Consider the following 19,547-nt stretch of genomic DNA (forward strand, 5'->3'; position numbering starts at 1 on the left):
ATGTTGAGAGACAGCGAATAATTTGATGAACAGTCGAGTGGAAATAGATACGGAAAAAGCGCAGCCAGCTCCGGCCCCGGATGGTGCTGTTTTGGCTTGTCGGCAATTGCGCAAACATTATCGCCAGGGAGGCCGGGACCTGGAGGTTCTGAGTGGTGTTGAGCTTGAGGTAAAGCGGGGCGAGAAATTGGCCATCGTTGGCGCTTCCGGCTCTGGTAAATCGACACTGCTCAACTTGCTTGGTGGCCTCGATACCCCAAGCTCCGGTGAGGTCTGGGTTGCGGGTAAGAATCTCGCTGAACTCAATGCCAATGAGCGGGGCTGGTTGAGAAATAGCAGTCTCGGTTTTGTATACCAGTTTCACCATTTGCTTAACGAGTTTTCCGCCCTGGAAAATGTCGCCATGCCATTACTGATAGGCAAGCGTTCCGTTGCCGAAGCCCGCAAAGAGGCCGAGGCGATGCTCACAGCGGTAGGCCTGGGTGAACGCATGGGGCACAAGCCATCACAGCTTTCTGGCGGTGAACGGCAACGGGTGGCCATTGCCCGGGCACTGGTGACAAGACCCGCCTGTGTTTTGATGGATGAACCCACCGGCAATCTGGATCGGGCTACGGGGGCAGAGATACATAAATTGATGGATCGCTTGAATCAGGAGATGGGAATTAGCTTTGTGATTGTTACCCATGACCCGGATCTAGCGGCGGCCTTGGATCGCTGCCTGCATCTGATCGATGGGCGGCTGACTGCTGACTGGCACCAGGGTGATCATGTTTAAGCCACTTCCCGCTTATATTGGGCTTCGCTATGCCGGTGCCCAGCGCAGAAATGACGATTCGGCCGGTTTGGTCTCATTCATTTCCGGTTTGTCGATGATCGGCCTGATCCTCGGTGTTGCCTTGATGATTGTGGTGATGTCGGTGATGAATGGTTTTGACCGGGAATTGCGCGAGCGAATCCTGGGAATCATGCCCCATGTCACTATTTACAACGGGAGCCCTGATGTGGATTGGGCCCAGTTGCGCCAACAATTGGTTTCCGACCCTGCGGTTCTCTCCGCGGCAGAAGTGTGGCAGGTCAATGCACTTGCCAGGCGTGGGGCTGAGGTGACGCCGCTGTTGGTGCAGGGGGTCAATCCGGAGACAATTACCGAAGTCTCCAATATCGGGAACTTCCTTGAATCCTCATCCTTCGATGCCTTGCTTGACCCGTCTGAACCGGGTGTGGTTCTGGGTAAAGGGCTTGCTGAAAAGTTGGGGGTTCAGGCGGGTGATTACCTTTCCCTGATTGTGCCAAATAACGATAGTGCCACCGGTGCACGCAAGGCAGCCAGGGTTGCTGGATTTAAAGTGGCGCAGGTTTTTCATTCTGGCACTGTATTGGACCAATCTCTCGCCCTGGTTGCCTGGCAGCAGGCCAGGGCTCTGGCTGGAGGTAGCGGTGGGGCAGGGGTCCAGTTACGGGTCAATGAAATGCTCGAGGCCAACTGGATTATGCGGCGCCTTCTGCAGGACCTGCCTCGGGGCAATTTCTACGGCACTGATTGGAGCCGAACCCACGGCAACCTCTACCAGGCTATTCAGATGTCCCGCAACCTGGTGGGGTTACTGGTTTTCCTGATTATTGCGATTGCCGCTTTTAATGTGGTTTCCACTTTGGTGATGGTGGTTATCGATAAGCATACTGATATCGCCATCCTCCGTACTATGGGTGCCAGTACCCGACAGATTTTGCTGACTTTTGTGAGTCAGGGGGCGTTGGTCGGGCTTGTGGGGGCTGTAGTTGGTGGTGCGTTGGGGGTGTTAGGCTCGCTTACGGTGACCAAATTGGTAGCGGGGCTGGAGTCAATGCTCGGCATCCAGTTCCTAAAGTCTGATGTCTATCCCGTGGATTATTTGCCGTCCCAGTTGGTATGGGCAGACGTGGCACTGGTTGTGGCGGCGGGCTTTCTGCTTAGCTTGCTGGCAACTTTGTATCCGGCCTTTAAGGCCAGTCGGGTTCAGCCGGCAGCGGCCTTGCGCAATGAGTAAGTCGGGCCGGGCTTTTGGGTAGGGTATCAATTTTTAGAAGATATCTGCCGGTGCCCGCCGCAATTTTGGCTTGGGTGCTGGCTGCTTGTTTTACCTTGATGCTGGATGGGTGGTACCTAAGGGTTTTTTGTCCGCCTGATATGCGTAGTGGTTCTGTTTGCTACGCAGAGGGGTGGGAGATCTGGCCCATTTGGATTGTTTCACTGGGGGCGGTACTTTCAGCGTTTATGGTGGTGTGGGCGGCCGCGTTGGCTGCGGCTACTGCCAAAATTAAGGTGGCCCGCAAGGCTTTATTTGTTGGAGCTATTGCAGCTCTGGTGCTAGGTGCTCTTACCGAGTATTACCTGCAGGCATTGCTGGCAATTGCTTCAGGGGCTTTTGCCTGTTGGTGCCTGCAGAGGGTTTACAGTGGGAAAAATTAACTGACCGCTGATCGCCTTTGGATTCGCAATTTCCATCTTTTCACAACGTGCCAGCGCCAGAGGGCACGCATGGCAAAATAGGCCACTGTCGCAAAGAATGCCCCGGCAATCAGAGAGCCGGTAAATAGTGGCAGCCAGATCTTCCCGACTTCACTGGTCAACCATTCCCACGACAGTTCGATGCTGAAATCCACCGGTGGCGCCCCTAGAACCCAGGCGCCGAGCTTGTAAGTGCTAAAGAAAATAGCCGGCATGGTGATCGGGTTACTGATCCATACAAGGATCATCGACAAAGGTAGATTGCAGCGCAGCCAAAGTGCGAGCAGGGCGGCAATAACCATTTGCCCTGGCAAAGGGAGGAAGCTGGTAAATACGCCAACCGCAAATGCGACCGAGACTGAGTGTCGGTTCAAATGAAAAAGGTTGGGGTCGTGGAGAAGAGTCCCCAGAAATTTGAGGCCATTGTTGGCTCTAACTTCTTCGGGGCTTGGCAGCCATCGCCTGATAATACTCTTCGGCATAACTCTGTCTGTAACCTGGGTGGTGGCAGCCTAAAACAAGCGCTGTTCCGAGGCCTGGATATTCTATCTGTGGGATTTTCCCTAAGCCCCAAATAAAGCATAGAGCGCTCGCGTTAGTCGAACAGGCTCATCTGGCGCGGGCGCTATTATGCCCACTTAAACATGGCAAGACTACTGCTCTGTTGAAAGTCACCTATTTTGCCCTATTGTCAACAATCCTTAATGTTTAATCGGGGATACCTGCAGTTGACGAGAGAATGCTGGTGATTTAATGTCATGCCCCATTAATATTGTCGACAATCCAGGTCTTGCATGACTGTAGTTGGTACTGCCGGTTCAGCTTCAGAGGAGCGCCAAAGCCTTGCTGAACGCTTATTTCTGACTTTGCGCGCTGAAATTGTGGAAGGGCAAATCGCCTCTGGCAGCAAAATTAGCGAGCCGGAACTGGCGCGCCGCTTTAATGCCAGTCGCGGGAGTTTGCGCGAAGCAGTGATGCGCCTGGAGTCTTTGGGACTGCTGGAACGCAAGGTCAATGTCGGAGCCCGGGTTGTAGAGTTAAGTGAGCGCGGCTTACTGGAACTCTATGAAGTTCGCGAAGCCCTCGAGGGTATGGCTTGCCGTCTGGCAGCGGAACAGCGCACTGAGGAAGACCTGGTCGAGCTGCGCCAAATGCTCTATCACCATGAGCAGCAGGAAGAGCTGCAGGCCGGTAAGGCGTACTTCCAGCCGGAAGGGGATTTTGATTTTCATTTCCGTATCGTGCAGGCATCAAAGAATGATCTTCTGATCGATACCCTGTGCAATCGACTTTATTACCGTGTTCGTATGTATCGCTACCAGTTGGGGATGGCCAGTCCCCGGGCCCAGCGGGCTTTCCGCGAGCACAATCATATTATTGAGGCCATTGAGGCCGGGGATGGTGAGCTGGCGGAGCTGTTAATGCGCCGGCATATCCGCGCCTCGAGAATAAACATTGAAAAGAAACTGAGGTAGAGCATGAGCCAAAAGCCTTCTGCTGGCGCGCGTTTCCGCGCTGCACTCGCCGAGAATCAACCGCTGCAAGTGGTTGGTACCATCAACGCCTATTCCGCCATTATGGCCGAACGTATTGGTCACAAGGCGATTTACCTGTCTGGCGCCGGTGTTGCCAACGCCTCCTACGGTCTGCCGGACTTGGGTATGACCAGTCTCGATAATGTACTGGAGGATGTGCGCCGTATAACTGCTGCCAGTGAGTTGCCGCTTTTAGTGGATATCGATACTGGTTGGGGCGGCGCTTTCAACATTTCCCGCACCATTAAAGAGATGATCCGCGCTGGTGCCGCTGCGGTACACATCGAAGATCAGGTAGCACAGAAGCGCTGTGGCCATCGCCCGAATAAAGAGATTGTTTCCAAGCAGGAGATGGTCGACCGTATCAAAGCGGCAGTAGATGCCCGTACTGATGACGATTTCTTTGTAATGGCTCGCACCGATGCCTTTGCACAGGAAGGACTCGATGCGGCTATTGAGCGTGCCCAGGCTTGTATTGAGGCTGGTGCCGACGGCATTTTTGCAGAAGCGGTTACTGAGTTGGAGCACTATCGTGCCTTTAAAGACGCGCTAAATGTGCCGATTTTGGCGAATATTACCGAGTTTGGTAAAACCAAACTGTATAACGCCAAAGATTTGGGCGAAGCGGGCGCAGATATCGTACTGTATCCACTGTCGGCGTTCCGTGCGATGAACCGCGCGGCGGAAAATGTCTACACCAGCATCCTGCAAAATGGCGATCAGCAAGCGGTTGTCGACACCATGCAGACCCGTGAGGAGCTGTACGATTACCTGAATTACCACGAGTTTGAGCAGAAGCTGGACGACCTTTTCACAAAGTAGGGACAAGCTGCCCGGTGCGAAAGCCGGGCGCTGCGCTTTCAATTGGATGAACACAGCAAATGTGTATACAACAGGGGAAATAAGAAGATGGTAGAGAAAGCATTGGGCGGTGCTGGTCTGCGCGGCCAGGTAGCAGGTAAAACTGCACTTTCTACAGTGGGCAAATCCGGTTCCGGCCTGACTTACCGCGGTTACGATATTAAAGATCTGGCCCAGCACTGTGAGTTTGAAGAAGTTGCCTACCTGGTTTTCTATGGGGAGTTACCCACTGAGGGAGAGCTGGCGGAGTACAAGGCGCTGCTGAAAGCCAAGCGTGGCCTGCCGCAGGCATTAAAAGAAGTGCTTGAGCGCATTCCGGCTGATGCCCATCCAATGGATGTAATGCGCACCGGTTGTTCCATGTTGGGTAACCTGGAAGGTGAAGAATCCTTCGCCCAGCAGTTGGATAAAGCCAATCGCCTGCTGGCTGCGTTCCCCTCAATAATCTGCTATTGGTACCGTTTCACCCACGACAATGTGCGCATCGAAACTGAAACCGATGACGACAGCATTGGCGGCCACTTCCTGCATATGCTGCGCGATGAGAAACCCAATGAACTGCACGAGCAGGTCATGAACGTTTCCCTGATTCTGTATGCAGAGCACGAATTTAACGCGTCTACTTTTACCGCTCGCGTTTGTGCTTCCACTTTGTCCGATCTGTTCAGCTGCATCACCGGTGCTATCGGCACCCTGCGTGGTCCTCTGCATGGTGGTGCCAACGAAGCGGCAATGGAACTGATCGAGCGTTTCGCCAATCCCGACGAAGCAGAGAAAGAACTGCTGGGTATGCTGGAGCGCAAAGAGAAGATTATGGGTTTCGGCCACGCCATTTACCGCGAGTCCGACCCGCGCAATGAGATTATCAAAGGCTGGTCTGAAAAGTTGGCTGAAGATGTTGGTGATACCGTGCTGTACCCGGTATCTGTTCGCTGTGAAGAAGTGATGTGGCGCGAGAAAAAATTGTTCTGTAATGCAGACTTCTTCCACGCTTCCGCGTATCACTTTATGGGTATTCCCACAAAATTGTTTACCCCGATTTTTGTAATGTCCCGGGTTACCGGCTGGGCTGCACATGTATTCGAGCAGCGCGCTGATAACCGCATTATTCGCCCGAGTGCAGAGTACGTAGGTGTTGAGCCCCGTACAGTAACTCCAATCGCTGAGCGCGGTTAATTTTCATTTCACTTTTGAAATGAGGCACACCCGGTGTGCCGGCTCCAGGTTGCCTTTGGTGAGTGGCCTGGAGCCACCCTCAGAAGAGACACGATTTTAAAAAAAGATTCGACTGATTTACCTGCTATGAATACTGATTACCGCAAATCACTGCCCGGTACAGACCTCGATTATTTCGATACCCGAGCCGCTGTTGACGCGATCCAGCCCGGAGCCTATGCCAAACTGCCGTATACCTCACGTATTCTGGCGGAAAACCTGGTGCGTCGCTGCGAGCCGGCAAAACTGACCGACTCCCTGAAACAGATTATTGAGCGCAAGCGCGAGTTGGACTTCCCTTGGTTTCCAGCCCGAGTGGTGTGCCACGACATCCTCGGCCAAACCGCGCTGGTAGACCTGGCTGGTCTGCGCGATGCCATTGCCGATAAAGGCGGTGATCCCGCCAAGGTAAATCCAGTTGTTCCCACCCAGTTGATTGTGGATCACTCCCTCGCGGTAGAGCACCCCGGATTTGAGAAGGATGCTTTTGAAAAAAATCGTGCGGTAGAGGAGCGTCGTAACGAAGATCGCTTCCACTTTATCAATTGGACCAAAACCGCATTTGAAAACGTCGATGTGATTCCCCCCGGTAACGGCATCATGCACCAGATCAATCTGGAGAAAATGTCTCCGGTGGTGCAGGTGCGCGAGGGCGTGGCCTTCCCGGATACCTGTGTCGGTACCGATAGCCACACGCCGATGGTAGACGCTCTGGGTGTGATTTCTGTGGGTGTTGGCGGCCTGGAAGCTGAGAGCGTGATGCTTGGCCGCGCCTCTTATATGCGTCTGCCGCATATTGTTGGAGTGGAACTCACCGGAAAGTTGCAGCCGGGTATTACTGGTACCGACTTGGTATTGGCTCTCACTGAATTCCTGCGCCGCGAGCGCGTGGTCGGCGCCTACCTGGAGTTTTACGGTGAGGGGGCTTCCAACCTGACCCTGGGCGATCGCGCCACTATTTCCAATATGACTCCAGAGTATGGTGCTACTGCGGCCATGTTCTCTATCGATGAGCAAACCATCGACTACCTCAAACTCACCGGCCGCGATGATGAGCAGGTAGCTTTGGTAGAGAAGTTTGCCAAAGAGACGGGCCTCTGGTCTGACACCTTGAAGGATGCCGAATACGAGCGCGTACTGAAGTTTGACCTGGATACAGTAGGTCGCAACCTTGCTGGCCCCTCCAACCCCCACGCGCTGCTGCCGGCCTCAGAACTGGCTAATCGTGGAATCGCTAAAGCCTGGGAAGAGAAAGCCGGTGAGATGCCCGATGGTGCTGTGATTATTGCTGCGATTACCAGCTGCACCAATACCAGCAACCCGCGCAATATGATTGCCGCAGGCCTGATTGCCCGCAATGCGAACAAGCTCGGCCTGACCCGTAAGCCCTGGGTCAAGTCATCCCTGGCACCGGGTTCCAAAACGGTAAAAATGTATCTGGAAGAGGCCGACCTGCTACCGGATCTGGAGCAGATGGGTTTCGGCGTAGTGGCTTTCGCCTGCACCACCTGTAACGGCATGAGCGGTGCCCTGGACCCGAAAATCCAGCAGGAAGTGATCGACCGCGATCTGTATGCCACTGCAGTCCTGTCCGGAAACCGCAACTTCGACGGTCGTATCCACCCCTATGCCAAGCAGGCTTTCCTGGCTTCACCGCCGCTAGTCGTTGCCTACGCTATTGCCGGCACCATCCGGTTCGATATCGAAAAAGATGCGCTGGGATACGATGGGGAAGGCAACCCGATTACCCTGAAAGATATTTGGCCCAGCGATGAAGAGATCGATGCGATCGTACGTCAGAGCGTGAAGCCACAGCAGTTCCGCGATGTGTATATTCCCATGTTTGAAGAGCGGGATGCCGCAGAAGAGCAGGGCCACGCACTCTACGACTGGCGCCCGATGAGCACCTATATCCGCCGCCCACCTTATTGGGAAGGTGCCCTGGCAGGCGAGCGCAGTTTGAAGGGCATGCGCCCTCTGGCGGTGCTGGGTGACAATATCACTACCGACCACTTGTCTCCGTCCAATGCCATTCTGGCCAGCAGTGCTGCCGGTGAATACCTGGCGAAAATGGGATTGCCGGAGGAGGACTTTAACTCCTACGCGACCCACCGCGGCGACCACCTCACTGCCCAGCGTGCAACTTTCGCCAATCCGAAGCTACTCAACGAAATGGTGCGCGATGATAACGGCGAGGTCCGTCAGGGCTCCCTGGCTCGTGTCGAGCCGGAAGGACAGGTTACCCGTATGTGGGAAGCCATCGAGACCTATATGGATCGCAAGCAGCCGCTGATTATCATTGCGGGTGCCGATTATGGGCAGGGCTCCTCCCGTGACTGGGCTGCGAAAGGTGTGCGCCTTGCGGGTGTGGAAGCGATTGTGGCCGAAGGCTTCGAGCGAATTCACCGCACCAACCTGATCGGTATGGGTGTACTGCCGCTGGAGTTTAAGCCGGGCACTACCAGTGAAACCCTGGGTATCGACGGTACCGAGAGTTTCGACGTAATCGGTGAGCGCACTCCCCATGCCACGCTGACCTTGCTTATCCACCGTGCCAATGGTGAGACGATTGAGGCTCCTGTTACCTGTCGTTTGGATACCGCAGAAGAAGTTTCCATTTATGAGGCTGGGGGTGTTTTGCAGCGCTTTGCCAAAGACTTCCTCGAAGCAGAAGCGACGGTCTGAGTTATGAAGTTTGCTCCTCAAGTAAAAATCCCCGCGACTTATATGCGCGGGGGAACCAGCAAGGGCGTTTTCTTCCGCTTGCAAGATCTGCCCGAAGTTGCACAAGTGCCGGGGCAGGCCCGTGACAACTTGCTGCTGCGCGTGATTGGCAGCCCGGATCCCTACGGTAAGCAGACCGATGGTATGGGTGGCGCTACTTCAAGCACCAGCAAAACGGTAATTTTATCGCCCAGCGATAAAGCCGATCACGATGTGAACTACCTGTTTGGTCAGGTTTCCATCGATAAGCCGTTTGTTGATTGGAGTGGTAACTGCGGCAATCTCACCGCCGCCGTGGGTGCCTTTGCCATCAATAGCGGTTTTGTAGAGCCCGACAGAGTGCCAGAAAATGGCATCTGCACCGTGCGCATCTGGCAGGCCAATATTGGTAAGACCATTGTTGCCCATGTACCTATGACCAATGGTGAAGTTCAGGAAACCGGGGACTTTGAGCTGGACGGAGTGACGTTTCCGGCGGCTGAAGTGGAGGTGGAATTTATGGACCCTGCCGACGGTGAGGGTGCCATGTTTCCTACCGGTAACCTGATCGATGATCTGGAAGTGCCCGATGTAGGTGTGCTCAAGGCCACCATGATCAATGCTGGCATTCCGACAATTTTCGTCAATGCAGAAGATATTGGCTACACCGGCACTGAATTGCAGGATGCCATTAATGGTGACAGCAAAGCACTGGCGATGTTTGAGAGCATTCGCGTTCACGGTGCGGTAAAGATGGGATTAGTTTCTACCATTGAAGAAGCAGCCAATCGCCATCATACCCCCAAGGTTGCTTTTGTCACTAAACCGCAGGATTACACTGCATCCAGTGGCAAGGCAGTGGCATCTTCCGAGGTTGATCTCCTCGTGCGCGCCTTATCTATGGGCAAGTTGCACCACGCCATGATGGGCACGGCAGCAGTAGCTATTGGCACCGCTGCGGCGATCCCGGGCACTTTGGTTAACCTTGCAGCTGGCGGGGGGGAACGCAACTCTGTTTGCTTCGGTCACCCATCGGGTACCTTACGTGTGGGTGCTCAAGCCAAAGAGGTCGATGGTCAGTGGACTGCTACCAAGGCCATTATGAGTCGCAGCGCCCGAATCCTAATGGAAGGTTGGGTGCGAATACCTGGCAATAGCTTTTAGGACTTTGGTGATTTCTTTACAGGGGGCCTTTTGGCCCCTTTTTATTTCCTACTGTAAAAATGATTAGGAATCGGTTTTACATTTTTACTCCAATCAAATTTAATATTCCGTATCTATTTAAATTAATAGGCGAATATTAATCTCAGTAATCCTGACAATAACTTTTTTTCCGGTTTTCCTGTGTTTTCCGGTAGGTTTTTATCTGAGAAAAAAGGCTGTGTTTTTATCATTGTGAGACAGGGCTTGCCTTAATAGTCACATCTAGGTCTGTTTAGATATAGCCTTTATTGCTCAGCGTACGTATATTTAAGGCCTGCTGTTGGGATGCGAGGCTTTGGGTGAGCAAGCAGATAGACTCTAAAAAATCCCCAATATTCGTAGAAAGCTGGTGTATGAATCCTACGGTTTCAGTACTTACTTGACTTGCTGGTCTCAGCTAGTGGCAACAAATTGTGAACTAGTCCTCTTTGTCCTAGTCGCGATCCGCTCTATCGTATCTGAGTTTCTTACGTCCCTTCTTTTTGAGATTTTAGCCTAGCCGCCGTACTGCCGACGGCCCTATGGGATGGCCATTCATTAAAAAATAAATGTGGCTTTCCTTTTGCAGCAGATTGGAGAGACATCAATGAGAATTAAAAAACCACTTACCTTTGCAATTGCAATGGCAAATGTCGCGGTAGTGTCGGCTTGGGCTCAGGAAGATAGCCAACAGGATGACGATTGGGCGCTGGAAGAAGTAACGGTTACCGCAACCAAGCGCGAAACCAATTTGATGGACACCCCCGTAGCGATCAGTGCATTTACGCAAGAGGAGCTCGATCGCCAGGGTATTAAGAATGTAAAGGACCTGGGCAACACTATCCCCAATGTGGATATTGGCTACGATGCCTCCCAGTCCTCCCCAGTAATTTCTATGCGCGGCGTGCGCTCTACTAATACCACTGAGTTTGGTGACCCAGCTGTTGGCTTACACTTCGACGGTATTTATTCTTCGCGTCCCCAGTCTGCTATGGCAATGATGTTTGACTCTGAAAGGGTTGAAGCCATGCGTGGGCCCCAGGGTACCCTTTATGGCCGTAACTCTACCGTTGGTGCCATTAATGTTATCTCCAAGAGACCGGTAATTGACGAGTTTGAAGGTTCAGTCGGAGTTGAGCTTGGTCGCTGGAATCAAGAGCTGGTAAAAGGTGTTATTAATATTCCGGTTTCAGATACCTTTGCTCTACGTGCGTCCTTTATGGACGAGACTAGGGATTCCTACCTTACCGGATATTATGACGTTAACCAGTGGGACAATCGCTATATTGATGCTGACTCTGTAGGTGCGAGCGTTTTATCTGATGACGCTTCAAAAACCTTTATTCAAGCGAATAATGCTGAAGGAGCTACGGACTATCAGCTAGTTAGAGCTGATGCTGATGATTTTTATGGGAATGTTGATCAGCAGGCGGTACGTATAGGTGCGTTATGGGAACCAACTGACGATATTTCTTGGTATGCCGTAGCGGAACACTATCAGGATAGTAGTGCAGGCGGCATCAACACTATTGACTGTGAAAAGGCTGAGCAGCGAGAAGATGGTGTAAATTGCGAAACCTACTACGGATCCGGAGCTGACGAGTACACAGTTGCTGTGAATGTACCGGGTGAGCTTGATCTCACCATGACTTCATTCCGCTCTAACTTCCGCTGGGATTTCAGCGATACCATGGCGTTTGTGTATAACACTGGTTATGCCGTTCAGGAACGAAGCAACCTGATTGATATTGATGCTGGCCGCAATACTTGGGATATGAGTATGAGTATTACGGACTCAGAAAATGTCTCTTACTCCCATGAGTTGCAGTTGCAATCTACAGGTGATGGCCCCTTACAGTGGATTACCGGCCTGTTCTACTTCCATGAAACCACTGATTTAAATGGCTACTTCTTGGCTTCGCTTAGCGATGCTACTTTTTGGAGGCAGCCGGATAGGACTATTGAGGCGGGAGCGATCTTCGCTCAAGGAACCTATGATCTAACGGATACTCTTCATTTGACTGTTGGCGGTCGATATACCGAAGATCAGAAGAGTGACGAAGGCGGCAACAATCTGAGCTGTGTTCGTGATTGGTCCTATCCTTGGGGTGGTGACGAATATGGTTGCTTCCCTGCATATGATCAGGACACCTTCAATACATTTTCTGCCAATCATTTCGCCGATAGCTCAATTTATACAGTTGATACTTACAACGATGCTAGCCAGAGTTGGGACTCATCAGATTTCCGGATTGGTCTTGATTATGACCTGACAGATGAAGTTATGCTGTATGCATATGTTGCAAGTGGATTTAAATCTGGTGGTTTGGGGGATGTTGTAATCCAATATGAGCAAGACCCGGATACAGCAGAGTATATCTACGATGATGAAGGAAATCGGGTTGTTCAACAAGTAATTGACACCAGCTATGATGAAGAGAAGGTTATTACTTGGGAGCTTGGAGCAAAAGGTACCTTCTTGGATGGACGCCTTAATTTGGCTAGTACCTTCTTTTTCTCCGACTATAAGGATATGCAGCTAGCTGCACCTGATACTGCGTATTCGTTTTACGCAATTGAGCGAGAAGGCGAGAATGCCGGTGATATTACGACCGAACCTTACGTTGTTTACCTGACCAAGAATGCTGCCAGCGCAGAAATTATGGGTTTGGAGCTAGAGTTTGATTGGGCTCCATATCCGAATGGTCGAATCAGTGGTTTCGCTACCTGGATGCAAACGGAAATTACCTCTGATTTTTGGAATCGCTGGAATTTCAACAACCAATCGCTGTTTGAGATTTCAGATTACGGCTTAGCCCATGATAATAGTAATGAGGAACTCTTCCGCAACCTGAAAGGTAATGAGTTGCCGGTATCGCCGGAATTTAGCTTTACTATTAACTACGATCACACCTTTGAGTTAGCTCATGGTGGTGCGATAATTCCATTTGTCGGTATTCACTGGGAAGATGACTCTTACTTGACTTATTGGAATGTTGATAAGCATGACTTCCCTGTTGGAGATACGTCTGCTTATGATGACAGTCGTGATTCTTTCTGGATGGTAAATGCTTCTGTGAAGTATGTAAGCCCGGACGATCAGTGGAATGTTGAAGCCTATGGTAACAACCTGACTGACGAAGTTGTTCCGTACTACGCAGATGGAAGTGATGGCCTGGTATCTGGTCCATTCTCTACCCCAATGAGCTACGGTGTGCGCTTTAACTACAACTTCTAAGTAGTTACTAAGCGAGTATGATAAAAGCCGGACTGTATTATGCAGTCCGGCTTTTTTATTGCCTAATGAACCTCTCACTGATCAATATACTATCGGCATGATGTCGCAGATCTAATGATGTAATTAATTCAGCTGTTCTGGAAAAATATTATTGTGAGCTATCTAGAGCAATAAATAATCTGTTGCTGTAATTACCCCAAAACATGTGTTGTAAGCTATTTGGAAGCAACTGCGAGTGTAAATACTTGCAGGGGAATTTTAGCTTTCCATTGGAATAGGATCTCACGTTTTTAAAGGGCGTTTAGCCTTAACCTGTTTGTCATCATCGTTTGCTTCACTTGCGCGTCAACATTCATACCGTGGCAAGGGCAAGGCTGCTTACAATGAACAGATTTGATCGACGGACGCTTTTAAAATGGGGTGGGCTGTTAACCGTTAGCGCTATGGCGCCATCGCTGAGGGCCAGTAGTGATGTGCTCGATTATGAGTATGATGGGCTCGCTAGTACCTCGAGCCACTTTATGCATGGTGTAGCCTCCGGAGACCCAACAGCCAATTCGGTTATTATTTGGACAAGGGTAACCACTGAGGAGGTTTCTCCCCTTGTCTATTGGGAAGTTGCTCTCGACGATACATTTGGCCAGGTTGTTTCATCCGGGTATCTGCAAACGGATGAATCAAAAGACTTTACGGTTAAGCTGGATGTTACAGAGCTAAACTACGGTCGGGATTATACCTACCGATTTAAGTACCGGGATCAGACTTCTTCTGTCGGTCGCATAAAACTGGCTCCAGCGACTAGCGAGGATGCTTCTTTTCTTAAGTTTGTTGTCACTTCCTGCTCACATTTTGAGCATGGGGAGTTTGTAGGCTACCGGGATATGGTGGAGCGGGAGCAAAATATTGATGCTGTTATCCACCTGGGGGACTACTCGTATGCATCCTCAAATTCTGGTGACTACCGTAAGTTTGAGTACTCTGACTTCAAATTTGATCGGGAGAGTTACCGAGCTAGATACTCTGAAATTAGAAGGGATGAATTTCTACAGCAAGCACATCAAATGCACACCTGGATGGTGATTTGGGATGATGGCGACCTGAGAAATGGTGTCTGGCGAGAGGGGCCGGAAATCAACGGAGCTGACTTCGAAGAAGTGATGGAAGCTGCAATGGAAACCTTCTTCCTTTGGATGCCAATCCGTTTTATTGCGCCGAGGCGAGTATGGCGCTCTGTTCCTTATGGTGAAATGGCTGATATCTTCTTCCTGGATATGTGCTTCTATGATCGGGATGAGCCAATCAATGATATGCCGGATAACTTCAAGAAACGGCAACCTATATTTTCTGAATTTGATTACCCTGGCCGCAGTATTATTGGTCAGGAACAGGCGACATGGTTTGAGCAGGCCATTAAGCAATCCAGTGCGCGCTGGCGAATAGTTTGCTCTGGGGCACCGGTTTTTGAATGGTGGAACAATTACTCCCCGAGTGCCTGGCGAGGATACCCCCAATCCCATAACTGGTTATTGAATTTATTTGGTGAGCTTGAAGACAATATCGTGGTCTTGTCCGGGGGGTTACATAAAGCAATGGCCTCAGGGCTCGCCTTAGATCCCTTTGCGGATGATTACAATGCGGGTAGAGATAATGTCGCGATTGAAATAACGGCTCCATCCCTGACCCGCGGGGATGGTGGTGCTATTTGGTACGAAATCGCAGATAACCGTAGCACCGAGACTACGTTAAAGAAAAATCCTCATATGAAGTTCCGCAAAGGGAATAGAGCAGGTTACTTGATTAGTAAATTTGAAAGTGATCAGTTTACAGGTCGATGGCGGCTCTATGAAACAGTAAGATCTATAAATGGTCCGAGTGCTGATACTTACGGAGATATTGTCAGTGAGTATGGGACATCAAAAATTAAAGTAGTGGATTAGGTATTATCGCAACAAATAATCGATAGAGATTTGAATTTGGATACCTCTCCCCTGAGATATATTGTAGAAGATTCTATAATTGCTTGGGGGCGCCACGATTAATATATTTGTGTCATACTTGCATGCTTTCTTTAATGCAAGGTAGAAGTATGTCCGAAATACAATTGGAAGAGAGACGGAAATTAGAGCTAATCGAGAAGGTCAGGGGCTATCTGTCTAAAGAATTTGAGCTGGAAATTGGCGGTTTTGAAGCGGAGTTCTTTATTGATTTCCTTGCAAAGGAGATGGGGGCCGAATTTTATAATCAGGGCTTACATGATGCTCAGGTAATAGTGTCCTCTAAGTTGGAGGATATTTCTGATGCAATTTATGAGATAGAAAAGCCTGTAGACTAGAAATATTGCACTTATTGATAGCAGCACCATTCTATCTCTTATAAGCTGTTCAGAGATATTATTCCTTAGGTTTTTCCGCCTGGATAAATAGCATGGCTGCAAAGACCAACACTATTCCAGGTATGAAGCTGATATTAAAGTTTGCCATTTCCAATACTATGGCCACTATTAGTACAAATATCGGATTCAAGAAACTATATGCTGCTACTTTAGTTGCCCCGATCCTTAATGTACTGAATTGCAGCAGAAAAAAACTAATTAAAGTTGAGAATAAGGCTAAATAGAATAGCCCGCCGTAAGTCTCGGTGGGTATATTTCGCCATTCTATCTGGTTTAAGTTTGGAAAAGAGAGCAATAGTAACCAGAGCGCACCAAATAGAATAACCCAGAATGTCATGACCTCTGTAGGCTCCCCTGAGTGAACCTTCTTGATAAGCGGGTTATATAAACTGAGTGATATAGCACCTAGGGTGAATATCCAATCCCCTTTGTTTAGGTCTAGCGTTATCGCTGTTGTGATACTCCCCTTGAATACAATCCAGGCTGCACCCAGAGTCCCAAGGGTTAGGCCGATAACTTTACGGGTGCTGCTCCGCTCGCCATTGATGATCAAAGTAAAGATGGCTGTCATCGCCGGAACGGTTGTAAAAAGAGCGCCGGTATTTACTGCGGTGGTGTATTTGAGTGCTTCAAACATACACCAGAAAAAGACAACCAATGGGATACTGAGTAGTGCATACCCCAGTAGTTTTTTTGGCTCTGGAAGCTGAATCCCGTGCTTTAAAAATATGAAGGGTGCAAATAGTCCCGCCGCAATTAAGAATCGAATCAACATCATGGAATCCGCCGGGAGTGAATCGGCGATTAACTCCCCAATAGGAAATGATCCTGCAACCAGTAGTGTACAAAGTATCATCAGGCAGTGAACCCACCAGAGCGAGGTGTTGGGGCTTGTAGTTGATGGGCTTAACCCCCTGGTAACTTCACTCATGCTTCTTCCCTCTATTAGCGAGAGATAAGTGTATGTCGTTTCTGGTAAACTGATAATCCAGCATTATAGACACTCACTGTTGAGGAGAAGGAAACAGTCGCTTATGGAGACAATTGCATCGATTCCAATATTTGTGACTGTGGCTGAAACCGGTGGCTTTTCCCCGGCGGCAAAGTTACTCGGCATCTCAAAATCAGCGGTAAGTAAGCGGGTTACCCAGTTGGAGCTGCAACTTGGGGTGAAGCTTTTGCACAGAACTACGCGAAAATTGAGCCTGACGGAGGCCGGGGAGCATTTTTATGAGCACGCACGCATTGCTTATAAATCGGCCAAAGATGCTCAAGACGCAGTTCTGCAGCTACAGGGGGAGCCTCGGGGGCGCTTGCGGATCAATGCTCCTATGTCCTTTGGTAGATTGCATTTGGCTCCGTTAATTCCCGTATTTATGAAGCGTTACCCCGAGATTAGTATCGACATGGTACTGGACGATAAAGTTGTCGATTTAGTGGGGGAGGGCTTTGATATAGCCATTCGCGGAGGGGACCTTCCCGATACCAGCCTGATTGCCCGCAAACTTGCACCTCTGAAAAGTGTACTCTGTGCGTCACCTTCCTACTTGAAGGCATTCGGAGAGCCCACAGAACTGGAGCAGTTGAGCGCCCATAATTGCCTGATTTTTACTTATTCCAGGGATGTGAAAGAGTGGGGTTTTATCAAAGACAATCACTTAAATACCATCGAGGTGAAGGGTAACTACCAGGTAAATAATAGTGAGGCACTGAGGGAAGCTCTTCTTCAGGGTGTAGGGATAGGCCGCTTACCCACCTTCGTGGCAGGACCAGACATTGAGGCTGGAAAGCTAACTCCTCTATTCGAGGAGTACCAGATGCCTGCCAAGTCTATCTACGCGGTTTTCCCTGAGCGGCAGTTTATGCCAGCCAAAGTCCGCGCCTTTATAGACTTTGCAATAGAGTACTTTGGCGGCGATACACCTTATTGGGATCAGTAAACTGTTAACCTTTCGTCAACAGTAAGTCTCCGCCGAACCCCATTATCAACGATAAGGAAACCCAATAAGCTTCTTCTCATCGACATTCAATCAACGAACGATAGTCAGAGAGAAACTTATGGAATTGTTTAAAGCTGTTGAATCCCGCCGCTCGGTTAAGCATTTCGATGTCACAGCAGAGATGCCTGCCGAGGACTTCACCCGTCTGGTCCAGGCGACCATGTTGTCGCCGACTTCTTACAATATCCAGCACTGGCGCTTCCTGCGCATCACTGACATTTCCCTCCGTAGCCAGCTTAAAGATGCAGCCTGGGGGCAACAGCAAGTAGAAGATGCTTCTGAGTTGATCATACTTTGTGCAGATATTAATGCCTGGAGCGACCGGCCGGAGCGGTACTGGGCCGAAGCGCCGAAAGAGGCTAGGGATGTGTTAGTGCCAATGCTAACTGAGTTCTACAAGGGTAAGCAGCAACTACAGCGGGACGAGGCTATTCGAAGCTGTGGATTGGCAGCACAAACCATGATGTTAGCGGCAAAGTCTATGGGATATGACACAGGTGCAATGGTTGGGTTTGACCCAGAGAGAGTCGCTGAGCTGATCAATTTGCCCGAAGGTTATTTGATCGGGATGATGATAGTGATTGGAAAAGCGGCAAAAGTTGCGAATGGGCGTGGTGGACAGCTGTCGATAAATGACGTCCTGTTCGAGAATAGCTTTTGAGGTGATGAGAAATAGGGGTGAAACGCTATTGAGGCTCTTTTTTTTAGTAGGTCTCAAGGATTAATTATGTAAATTATAAAGGCAATTACAGTGTCTATTTGCTGACGTTATCAAAGTTTCGTTATGCTTGCCTACCTCAAATAATAGATGTGAGATAGAGCAACATAATAAAAGCTCCCTTAGGCTCAGAATGAATTCTTTTCATTGATATTGGAAACGTGAAGTGTGGCTTATGCCTACAATTTTCTTATATCAATGAGAGGGACCTGCTATGAACACCTATTACTACAAGTTAGTCACAGCTTTCGTCACAAGTGCTACTTTATTCTCATCACCACTTGTTATGGCTGTTGATTGTGGCGATGTAATAACAACAGCTGAAACCCTGTCGGAAATGCTGAATTGTGAACTGAGCCTGGCGAATCCCTATGCGGTAACAGTAACTGGACCCGGTGGAAGCCTTACGATGGCAGAGGGCGGGGAAATTATTTGTGATAACCCAAATCTAGAAGGTATCGCTGGAATTTTGGTTAATGGATTATCTGGTGCCGTTTATGGTGGGACGATAACCGACTGTCCAGATGGTTTAAACCTGGAGGGAGATGGATTTCATACCATAGATGGAATTATGATCTTAAACTCTCCACGAGAGGGAATTGTTATTGATAGTGACTCCAATAATATTGTTGGGAATCAAATTATTGATACTGGCAATGATGATGGTATAGATGTTAGAGGCGATCGAAACCAAATTATCAATAATTATATTGAATCAGCCGGTGATCAGGGAATTACGGTAAATGGTGTGTTTACACTGGTTCAGCTAAATACTGTTGTCGGCAGTACTGATGGTGATAACGGAATTGATATTAATGAAAGTAACACAACAGTTATTCAGAACTTTGTTACCGGCAGTGCGAGTAATGGGATTGAACTCAATGTGGATGTATCAAGTACTTCTATAATACAAAACATAGTCATGGAAAATGGGACAAATGGCTCGCCTGATACAGCCGGTATTAATATTGCTGGATTCAATAATGAGAATAATGTGGTGATAGGGAATACATCGCTTGATAATTCTGCATTTGATTTACGTGATCCTACCGATCCAACCTGTAGTGGAAGTAATACTTGGATTGGCAATACTCATGTAACAGCAGAACCTGCCTGTTTGGATTAAAATCGGGGAGACTTTTAATCTGGGAAAAGTAGAAGCGTGTAAGTGATAGTGCTGGAGAAGGCGGAAAGATATACTGCTTTTAAGGT

16 protein-coding genes are annotated in these 19,547 nt (G+C 49.5%); 14 read left to right on the forward strand and 2 right to left on the reverse strand.

Going from position 1 to position 19,547, the window contains the following annotated elements; translation table 11 throughout:
- The first annotated feature begins 25 nt into the window (after positions 1-25).
- Genes lolD through ACJJIZ_RS12780 form a run of 3 tightly spaced genes read left to right on the forward strand, consistent with a single transcriptional unit; the run spans position 26 to position 2,452 of the window.
- Complete coding sequence (gene lolD / locus ACJJIZ_RS12770; RefSeq protein WP_413665861.1) at positions 26-778, forward strand: lipoprotein-releasing ABC transporter ATP-binding protein LolD; 753 nt, start codon at positions 26-28, stop codon at positions 776-778.
- Positions 771-2,030, forward strand: coding sequence for a lipoprotein-releasing ABC transporter permease subunit (locus ACJJIZ_RS12775; RefSeq protein WP_444913649.1), 1,260 nt, complete (start codon positions 771-773; stop codon positions 2,028-2,030). Before lolD ends, ACJJIZ_RS12775 begins: the two co-directional genes overlap by 8 nt.
- Before the next feature lie 50 nt (positions 2,031-2,080).
- Positions 2,081-2,452: a hypothetical protein gene (locus ACJJIZ_RS12780; protein ID WP_444912945.1), complete on the forward strand. Its 372-nt coding sequence runs from the start codon at positions 2,081-2,083 to the stop codon at positions 2,450-2,452.
- Here the strand turns inward: ACJJIZ_RS12780 and ACJJIZ_RS12785 are convergent.
- Positions 2,449-2,973 (reverse strand): DUF2062 domain-containing protein, encoded by a 525-nt coding sequence (locus tag ACJJIZ_RS12785; protein WP_413665638.1) that lies wholly within the window; start codon positions 2,971-2,973, stop codon positions 2,449-2,451. The genes ACJJIZ_RS12780 and ACJJIZ_RS12785 overlap by 4 nt on opposite strands.
- 312 nt (positions 2,974-3,285) lie before the next feature.
- On the opposite strand from ACJJIZ_RS12785, the gene ACJJIZ_RS12790 reads away from it, so the two are divergent.
- The 8 genes from ACJJIZ_RS12790 (at position 3,286) to ACJJIZ_RS12825 (ending at position 15,557) form a co-directional block, all read left to right on the forward strand.
- A complete protein-coding gene (locus ACJJIZ_RS12790; protein ID WP_282932633.1) occupies positions 3,286-3,966 on the forward strand; it encodes a GntR family transcriptional regulator in 681 nt (226 codons plus the stop codon).
- Positions 3,967-3,969: 3 nt separating this feature from the next.
- Positions 3,970-4,848 carry a methylisocitrate lyase gene (gene prpB / locus ACJJIZ_RS12795; RefSeq protein WP_444913650.1) on the forward strand — a complete coding sequence of 293 codons (879 nt, stop codon included), beginning with the start codon at positions 3,970-3,972 and terminating at the stop codon, positions 4,846-4,848.
- Between the two features lie 87 nt (positions 4,849-4,935).
- Positions 4,936-6,063 carry a bifunctional 2-methylcitrate synthase/citrate synthase gene (gene prpC / locus ACJJIZ_RS12800; RefSeq protein WP_444913651.1) on the forward strand — a complete coding sequence of 376 codons (1,128 nt, stop codon included), beginning with the start codon at positions 4,936-4,938 and terminating at the stop codon, positions 6,061-6,063.
- Positions 6,064-6,189: 126 nt separating this feature from the next.
- Positions 6,190-8,787, forward strand: coding sequence for a Fe/S-dependent 2-methylisocitrate dehydratase AcnD (acnD, locus tag ACJJIZ_RS12805; protein WP_444913652.1), 2,598 nt, complete (start codon positions 6,190-6,192; stop codon positions 8,785-8,787).
- A gap of 3 nt (positions 8,788-8,790) precedes the next feature.
- Positions 8,791-9,969, forward strand: a complete 1,179-nt coding sequence (gene prpF, locus ACJJIZ_RS12810) for a 2-methylaconitate cis-trans isomerase PrpF (protein WP_444897151.1) — start codon at positions 8,791-8,793, stop codon at positions 9,967-9,969.
- Positions 9,970-10,594: 625 nt separating this feature from the next.
- Positions 10,595-13,225, forward strand: coding sequence for a TonB-dependent receptor (locus ACJJIZ_RS12815; RefSeq protein WP_444913653.1), 2,631 nt, complete (start codon positions 10,595-10,597; stop codon positions 13,223-13,225).
- A 383-nt stretch (positions 13,226-13,608) separates the two neighbouring features.
- Entirely contained in the window at positions 13,609-15,162 is a 1,554-nt protein-coding gene (locus tag ACJJIZ_RS12820) for an alkaline phosphatase D family protein (RefSeq protein WP_444913654.1), read from the forward strand.
- Between the two features lie 149 nt (positions 15,163-15,311).
- On the forward strand, positions 15,312-15,557 hold the full coding sequence (locus tag ACJJIZ_RS12825; RefSeq protein WP_444913655.1) for a DUF2164 domain-containing protein: 246 nt from the start codon (positions 15,312-15,314) through the stop codon (positions 15,555-15,557).
- A 58-nt stretch (positions 15,558-15,615) separates the two neighbouring features.
- On the opposite strand, the gene ACJJIZ_RS12830 is transcribed toward ACJJIZ_RS12825, so the two are convergent.
- On the reverse strand, positions 15,616-16,548 hold the full coding sequence (locus tag ACJJIZ_RS12830) for a DMT family transporter (RefSeq protein WP_444913656.1): 933 nt from the start codon (positions 16,546-16,548) through the stop codon (positions 15,616-15,618).
- Between the two features lie 103 nt (positions 16,549-16,651).
- Between ACJJIZ_RS12830 and ACJJIZ_RS12835 the strand changes: the two genes are divergently transcribed.
- From ACJJIZ_RS12835 to ACJJIZ_RS12845, 3 genes are all read left to right on the forward strand, one after another.
- Entirely contained in the window at positions 16,652-17,557 is a 906-nt protein-coding gene (locus ACJJIZ_RS12835) for a LysR family transcriptional regulator (RefSeq protein ID WP_444913657.1), read from the forward strand.
- 118 nt (positions 17,558-17,675) lie between these two features.
- The gene (locus tag ACJJIZ_RS12840) at positions 17,676-18,278 is read left to right on the forward strand and encodes a nitroreductase family protein (protein WP_444913658.1); all 603 of its coding nucleotides are present in this window, start codon (positions 17,676-17,678) and stop codon (positions 18,276-18,278) included.
- Positions 18,279-18,549: 271 nt separating this feature from the next.
- Complete coding sequence (locus tag ACJJIZ_RS12845) at positions 18,550-19,461, forward strand: right-handed parallel beta-helix repeat-containing protein (RefSeq protein WP_444913659.1); 912 nt, start codon at positions 18,550-18,552, stop codon at positions 19,459-19,461.
- Positions 19,462-19,547 lie beyond the last annotated feature (86 nt).

This window comes from Microbulbifer maximicatervae (SeqCode) (genome assembly GCF_052467225.1).